7 protein-coding genes are annotated in these 6485 nt (G+C 49.6%); 3 read left to right on the forward strand and 4 right to left on the reverse strand.

The genetic code is table 11. The features are described 5' to 3' along the window. The first annotated feature begins 57 nt into the window (after positions 1 to 57). The 3 genes from NDI52_RS30380 (at position 58) to NDI52_RS30390 (ending at position 3090) form a co-directional block, all read left to right on the forward strand. On the forward strand, positions 58 to 753 hold the full coding sequence (locus NDI52_RS30380; RefSeq protein WP_348256915.1) for a TrkA family potassium uptake protein: 696 nt from the start codon (positions 58 to 60) through the stop codon (positions 751 to 753). Positions 754 to 1387: 634 nt separating this feature from the next. Continuing rightward, positions 1388 to 2140, forward strand: a complete 753-nt coding sequence (locus NDI52_RS30385; RefSeq protein WP_348256916.1) for a ParA family protein — start codon at positions 1388 to 1390, stop codon at positions 2138 to 2140. Further along, entirely contained in the window at positions 2140 to 3090 is a 951-nt protein-coding gene (locus NDI52_RS30390; RefSeq protein ID WP_348256917.1) for a ParB/RepB/Spo0J family partition protein, read from the forward strand. Before NDI52_RS30385 ends, NDI52_RS30390 begins: the two co-directional genes overlap by 1 nt. Positions 3091 to 3198: 108 nt before the next feature. On the opposite strand, the gene NDI52_RS30395 is transcribed toward NDI52_RS30390, so the two are convergent. The 4 genes from NDI52_RS30395 to NDI52_RS30410 form a co-directional block, all read right to left on the reverse strand. Further along, entirely contained in the window at positions 3199 to 4260 is a 1062-nt protein-coding gene (locus tag NDI52_RS30395; RefSeq protein WP_348256918.1) for a PDDEXK nuclease domain-containing protein, read from the reverse strand. A gap of 59 nt (positions 4261 to 4319) precedes the next feature. Next, positions 4320 to 4931, reverse strand: coding sequence for a Uma2 family endonuclease (locus tag NDI52_RS30400; RefSeq protein ID WP_348256919.1), 612 nt, complete (start codon positions 4929 to 4931; stop codon positions 4320 to 4322). A gap of 123 nt (positions 4932 to 5054) precedes the next feature. Continuing rightward, a complete protein-coding gene (locus NDI52_RS30405; protein WP_348256920.1) occupies positions 5055 to 5573 on the reverse strand; it encodes a hypothetical protein in 519 nt (172 codons plus the stop codon). Positions 5574 to 6062: 489 nt separating this feature from the next. Further along, positions 6063 to 6485 (reverse strand): hypothetical protein (locus NDI52_RS30410; protein WP_348256921.1); only part of this gene is annotated, 423 nt, incomplete at its 5' end.

Raw genomic sequence — 6485 nt, forward strand, 5'->3', positions numbered from 1 at the left:
TTTAAGAGTTTGATAGGTTGGAAAGATTAACTCCTACATTACTACCCAAACTCAACTGTGAATCTGAACTCTTTGAATTTCTTCAAAAACCTTCGGACCGGCAACCGCCAATATGCTGTCATCGGGCTAGGGCGCTTTGGTCGGGCCGTATGTATGACACTTCATAACCTAGGTTATGAAGTGCTTGGTATAGATACCAATGAGCGCCAGGTGGATCAGGCGATTGCTGACGAAATTGCTGCTCATGCCCTGCAACTGGACTCGACTCAGCCCGCCGCATTACAAGAAGCAGGAATCTTCGAATTTGATACGGTTATTGTGGCTATTGGTAACTACGTCCAGGAGAGCATCATTACGACCCTGAACCTTAAAGAAGGGGGAGTACCCCATGTAGTAGCAAAAGCATCCTCAGAAGTTCACGGCAAACTGCTTCAAAGGGTTGGAGCCGATCATGTCGTATTTCCTGAGCATGAGATGGGGTGTGAGTTAGCGCGATCGCTCACCCGACCCGGCATCCTTGATCGTTTTGAACTTGACCCCGACCATAGCATCGTGGAAGTGGTCGTGCCGAAAGAATTTGATGGCAAGTCAATTCTGGAGTTGGATTTGCGATCGCGGTATGGTGTCAACGTGCTAGCTGTATGCCATAATGACCGGTTTGAAATTAACCCTACCCCCAATGTGCGCTTGGTCAAGGGTGCCATTCTTATCGTGGTTGGCTCCAACCAAGGTATCAATCAACTGCCTGTTTAACCCAAATCTTTCACGTTCAATAGAGGTTTTTTGCTTTAGACATTAATAATTGCTTCTTCAACAAAAAAGTTAGAGGCGAACCCCTGCCCTGTCTCGTTTTTAGTGTAGATGGGGTAATTGAGGTAGCTAGGCGAATTCTTGTGAGAGGACTCGCCTAGCTACCTCAATTACCCCAAGTTTCACCGGCTTTTAGATAGAGATAACGATGCCTAACATAGCCTTTGAGCCGGACGAGGCCAAAGAGTAAGGCCACAGAGAGAGGCAGGGGCGATCGCTCTTGGGTTTCGTTAATTTTAGATAGAGATAACGTCTCTTATCTCTATCTTGCTAAACTTACGCTAAATTGAGTTCAGGCCTGGCTTAGAAGGTAATGGAACTGCTGGAGAACCCATATTTTAAGCTTCGTGGTTCTCGAATAGTCTCCCTATACCGTGGTCTACAACGACAATTGCCTACTTTAGATTCTGCACACACTGTGTGCAGAATTGATTAAGTGAAGCGGAACGCTGTATTTGGTCTAGATTGTGCTGAGAGAATGAGGCTGTCCTGCCTAGAGTGTTGTGGTGTCGAATCTGGTGTGTCACGGATGCCACAATCTCATACACTTGCTGGATAGGTAGGGTAGGTACATGACGTGTCTCGGGTAATCACGGTTTACAACCAATCTGGCGGGGTAATGAAGACGTCGCTGACAATGAATCTGGGCTATCAGATAGCTCAGCGGGGTCGTTCGGTGCTGCTCGTTGATATGGATCCGCAGGCTAGTTTGACGGTCTTTATGGGGTTGGAGCCTGCTGACCTGGAGGATACGGTTGCTGGCTCTATTCTGGAAAATCAGCCTCTAGCGATTCGGGCCGGGTTACATGAGATGAATTTGTTGCCAGCCAATATTATGTTGAGTGCAGCGGAGATCCAGTTGACTTCGGTAATGGCTAGGGAGTGGCGATTGAAGCGATCGCTGGAGCCTGTGCTGGATCGCTATGACTTTATCTTGATTGATTCGCCTCCTAGTCTAGGGATTTTGAGTATTCTGGGGTTGGTTGCTTCTACCCATGTTCTGATTCCAATTCAGACGCAGTACAAGAGCTATAAGGGAACGGAATTGTTGCTGGATAGTGTGCGGCAGGTGCAGACCCACGTCAATGCAGATTTGAAGATTGCAGGCTTTGTTCCGACGATTTATGCGTCTGGAAATGCTCAAGATAAGGCAATTTTGGGGGCAATTCAGGAACAGTTGGGGGCGATCGCTCCTGTTTTCCCTCCCATCCCACGGGCGACGGCGTTTGCGGATGCATCAATGGAGCATTTACCGTTGAAGGCATTTAGTGCAAACCATCCGGCTGTGAAGGTTCTGGATTCGATTGTTGATGGGTTGGAGGCGTTGTAATGGCGGTACGGAAGCGGGCATCTGTTCCTCAAATGCGGGGGGTGGAGGCATTTTTGAGCCAGACAACGGAGACTCCTGCAGGGGAGTCGGGGCAGAATGCACCACTGTCTGTGGCGGTTAAACAGATTGTGCTGCCGACTAGCCAGCCTCGGCGTTACTTTGACCCGGACAAGTTGGCGCAGCTTGCGGAGTCGATTAGGCTGCACGGGATTTTGGAGCCGTTATTGGTGCGCCCTCTGAAGAAGGAGGGACAGTATGAGTTAGTGGCGGGGGAGCGGCGATATAAAGCATCCCAGATAGCGGGATTGAAAGAGGTGCCCGTTACCATCCGCGAACTGTCGGATCAGGATGCCTGGCAACTGACCCTGGTGGAAAACCTCCAGCGAGAAGACTTGAATCCGATTGAGGAGACGGAGGGGGTTTTAGAGTTGCTGACGCTGCGGTTGGGCTGTGAGCGCAGTGAGATTTATGATGCTTTGACTCAGATGGCAACGGTGCAGAAGAAGGGGGGCGAACTGTCGGGAAACGTTTCCCGACGGCTGGAAGAGATTGAAAAAATCCTGAATGTGACGATTGGACTAACGCCTGAAAGCTTTCGTACATCAAGGTTGCCGCTACTTGGGTTGCCTAGTGATGTGCTGGAGGTGATGCGGCAGGGGAAGCTGGAGTACACAAAGGCACGGGTGATCGCCCGCATTAAGGACGAAGCTCAGAGGGAAGAACTTCTAAACCAGGCTATTTCTGAAAACCTGCCTTTGAGTGAAATCAAAACTCGGATTAAGGATCTGCAAGCAGAAACGAAATTAGAACCGACTCCCGAGAAGGCGATCGCTCAACAGTGGAGTGAAATTGGCAAGCGCTTACAAAAGGGTAAGTTGCTGGAGGATCGTAAGAAGCGCGATCGCATCCAGAAGTTGTTGGATGAGTTGGATAAGTTGACTTCTCTTTGACACCTGAGAGCCGAAACAAAATTGTCCAGCACCCCGCTGGACAATTTTGTTTCGGCTCTCAGGTATTAGTTGTGAGCCAGGGTGGGAGCGATCGCCCCATTACTTCTACTATTCTTCGTTCTGGGTTAGGTCGGAGATGGCGGCATCGAGTTCCATCCCCAGTTGTTCGGCGCTGGGGAGGCATTTTTGAAGGTCGGGAGGGAGTTGTTCGCGGAGGGTGTAGGTGGAGACGCCGATGGGATTTTGGACGGTGTCGAGGGCGAATTCTACGAGGGTTTTCTTTTTGGATTTACAGAGGATGATACCGATGGTGGGTTCGTCGCGGTCGGGTTCGCGGAGTATGTGGTTGACGGCGGCGACGTAGAAGTTCATTTTGCCTGCGTATTCGGGTTTGAATTCGGTCACTTTGAGATCGATGACGACGTAGCAATGAAGCTTTAGGTGGTAGAACAATAGGTCGAGTTTGTATTCGTCGCCTTCGACTTCCAGGGTGTACTGGCTACCGACGAAGGCGAAGCCAACACCTAATTCCAGGAGGAAGTCACGGATACGTTCGACAAGGGCGCGTTCTAGATCACGTTCCTGGGCATCGGCATGAAGGGTGAGGAATTCAAAGTTGTAAGGATCCTTCAGGAGTTGGCGGCTGAGGTCGGAGCGATCGGGGGGAAGGGCGCGATCGAAGTTGGTGATGGCCCCGCCCTGGCGTTGGATTAGCCCTGACTCAATTTGCATCACCAGAATGTCGCTGCTCCAGCCGTATTCCAGGGCTTTTTGGGCATACCAGAAGCGTTGCTCTTTGTCTTTGAGTTTGGTGAGGAGGGCGATGTTGTGTCGCCAGGGTAATTGGCCAACGCAGCGTTGGCTAATTTCATCCAGGGTGTAGGCATCGGCAAAGGCCCGCATGTATTTGAGGTTGCTGCGGGAGAAACCGGAGATGTCCGGGAAAGCTGTTTTGAGGTCAGCAGCGAGGCGATCGATGACTTTGCTACCCCAATTGTGTCTACTCTGCCGCTCCAGGATGTCCTGCCCAATTTGCCAGTACAGCAAGATGAGTTCCCGGTTAACGGCCAGTGCTGCTTTGACCTGGGCTCTACTGATCCGAGTTTTTAGGTCACTCAGGAATGCAGTGTAATCCTCATCGGCGGGGGATAGGGAGGATTGCTTGGGCATGGCGAACTGACGATGGTAGCTGTAATAGCTTAGTACAGATGAGTGCCAGTCATGGTGTATCAGGGCAAATCGGGCGATGGTTCAGGAAAGTCGATGTTTTCGTAAATGAGGGAAAGGGGGCAACGAAAATCAATGCTGATGAAGTGAACTTCAAGATCGCTGCCATTGTCGGGGTCTTCGTCGGGTGGGTAAGCCGTCAGTTCCCATTTGCCATGCTCGTTGCGGCGGTAGCAATCAACACTACGGGTTTCGGAGTCAACCAGAACGTATTCTTGCAGGGTATGTAGTCGGCGGTAGGCTCGGAATTTTTCACCGCGATCGAACCCTGCGGTTCCGGGGGAAAGGATTTCAATGATCAGGCAAGGAAACTGAATAAGCTTGCGGGCACGTTGGTCTTGTTCATGGCAACTCACAATGACATCGGGGTAAAAGTAAGGACCATTATTGGAGACTTGCACTTTGACATCTGCAACGTTGACCCGACAGCCTATCGATCGCAGGTGTGAGTAAAGGGTGCGGTAAAGGTTGAGGGCAATGTCATTGTGGGGAACGGTATCCCCGGTCATGGCGTAGGCCATACCATTGAGGTATTCGTATCGGAGGGGTTGTTGAGCTTCCCACTCCAGGTAGGCTTCGGGAGCCATTGGTTGATTTTTGGGATTGGCAATCATCCTGCTACCTCTGTTGTCGCCCTACTTTAATTGTAGGTGGAAGGACGATCGCTCTTCCTGCGATTCGCCTCCCCAAGCTGCTGGATGAGTTAGACGGGTTAACTGTAAGCGGCGAGTGTATTCTTAGGGCAAGGCTTCTGGAGGTGGGGTAAACACAGCATTGTTATAGTTTTCCCATAGCAGAAAGAGTAGCCTGCGCCTTTCTTCAACGCTACCGAGATAGCTCTCAACCTCAAACTGTATCCACTTCTGCATCAGAGGTTGCTTGGCGAGTTCCAATAGGGCGGTCAATTCTGCCTCTGAAAAATGGCTGTTTAGTCGGTCAATGTATTGAGCTTCAACGTACTTCCATCCAGCTTCCTGAACCGTCAGTTCATTGAGCCACGCAACAAATTGAGTATTTCTCGCCATCTCCGGTGATGTGGCAAGGTCCATAGCATTGCCAAGGTAGAGATCATATCGTTCAGCAATTCCGGTTTCTGACAGAACGGCTCTGGCTAGTTCCTGGTTAGCGTTGATTGAGGCCGAATGTTCTGCCTTTGCCCCCTCTGAAAGGAATTGTTGAGAATAAGCGGTTCCTATAACGACGAGCAAGCTGACAAGCAAAGTAATGACAAACAGAAATGATTTCACTTTAAGCATGGTGCTTTAAATTGGGAGGCCAGAGCCATGGTCAGGATAAGGTGATCTTAAGTTGAATGCCACTGGCTTAAGTTAATGGGCGAAGTTTTCCCTGCTCCCTTGCTCCCCTGCTCCCTACTTTCCTCACTTCCCTTTTCCCTTCGTCTTCCCTCCGGCTTGCTCTCGCTCGGCTCGAATGCAATCGAGTAATACGGATGTAGGTTCATCGTTAGGGTCTTGCTCAACCAAGTCACCTTGCAAGGCTTTGGCAAGAATTGCTTGATTTAGACCATCAAGATGACTTCTTGTGCTGTTATCAGAACTTGTAAGCTTAATCCTAGCCTAAATGCTGCCAGGAAAAATGTAACAAGATGGTTCGTCTTACAACGCAAAGACGAATGGCCCAAGGAGAAAATTGTGAAAAGCAAGAAGCTCTGTAGTGATTAATGTAGCTTTTAGCCTTCAAAAAAGGCGAGATACCCCGCCTTTTTATTCAGGTTTTCTTAGAAGCTACTTCGGACCACATGGAATCAAATCACTGATCTTAATCTTGAATGCGGAGATCAGCAGTTCAAGAACCCGAGCAACATTAACGATATTAACCATCCAAAGCGGGTAACCTTGACAAAGCATTTCGTAATTCCGTTTGTTAAGGTCTCCAACCCAGACCTCCCGACTTTCAGATGGAAACATATAGCTAATTGGTTTCGCAACCCAGCGGCTTACCCAAGGCTCTTCAGAGTCATAAGGTAAGTGCTTTTCGGCCCTTTTCCTCAACTCGGATGCTTTTTCGAGCAGCGTAATTATCTTTTCTTGCTGCTCCAGCGCATTGGCTAACTGTTCACTGTCCTCTAAGGCAAGAAGCCATAAATCAGACGGGGTTCCAAGCCATAAGATTTGTTCTAAAGGCTTGGATGTCATCAATAGTAACGA

This window comes from Leptolyngbya sp. PL-A3 (assembly GCF_039962325.1).
GTDB lineage: Bacteria > Cyanobacteriota > Cyanobacteriia > Elainellales > Elainellaceae > Vacuolonema.

What these genes read in the sequence shown, in the direction of transcription:
- NDI52_RS30390 (WP_348256917.1), top strand. Translation starts at nt 2,140, where the DNA reads ATGGCGGTACGGAAGCGGGCATCTGTTCCTCAAATGCGGGGGGTGGAG.
- NDI52_RS30405 (WP_348256920.1), bottom strand. Translation starts at nt 5,573, where the DNA reads ATGCTTAAAGTGAAATCATTTCTGTTTGTCATTACTTTGCTTGTCAGC.
- NDI52_RS30395 (WP_348256918.1), bottom strand. Translation starts at nt 4,260, where the DNA reads ATGCCCAAGCAATCCTCCCTATCCCCCGCCGATGAGGATTACACTGCA.
- NDI52_RS30400 (WP_348256919.1), bottom strand. Translation starts at nt 4,931, where the DNA reads ATGATTGCCAATCCCAAAAATCAACCAATGGCTCCCGAAGCCTACCTG.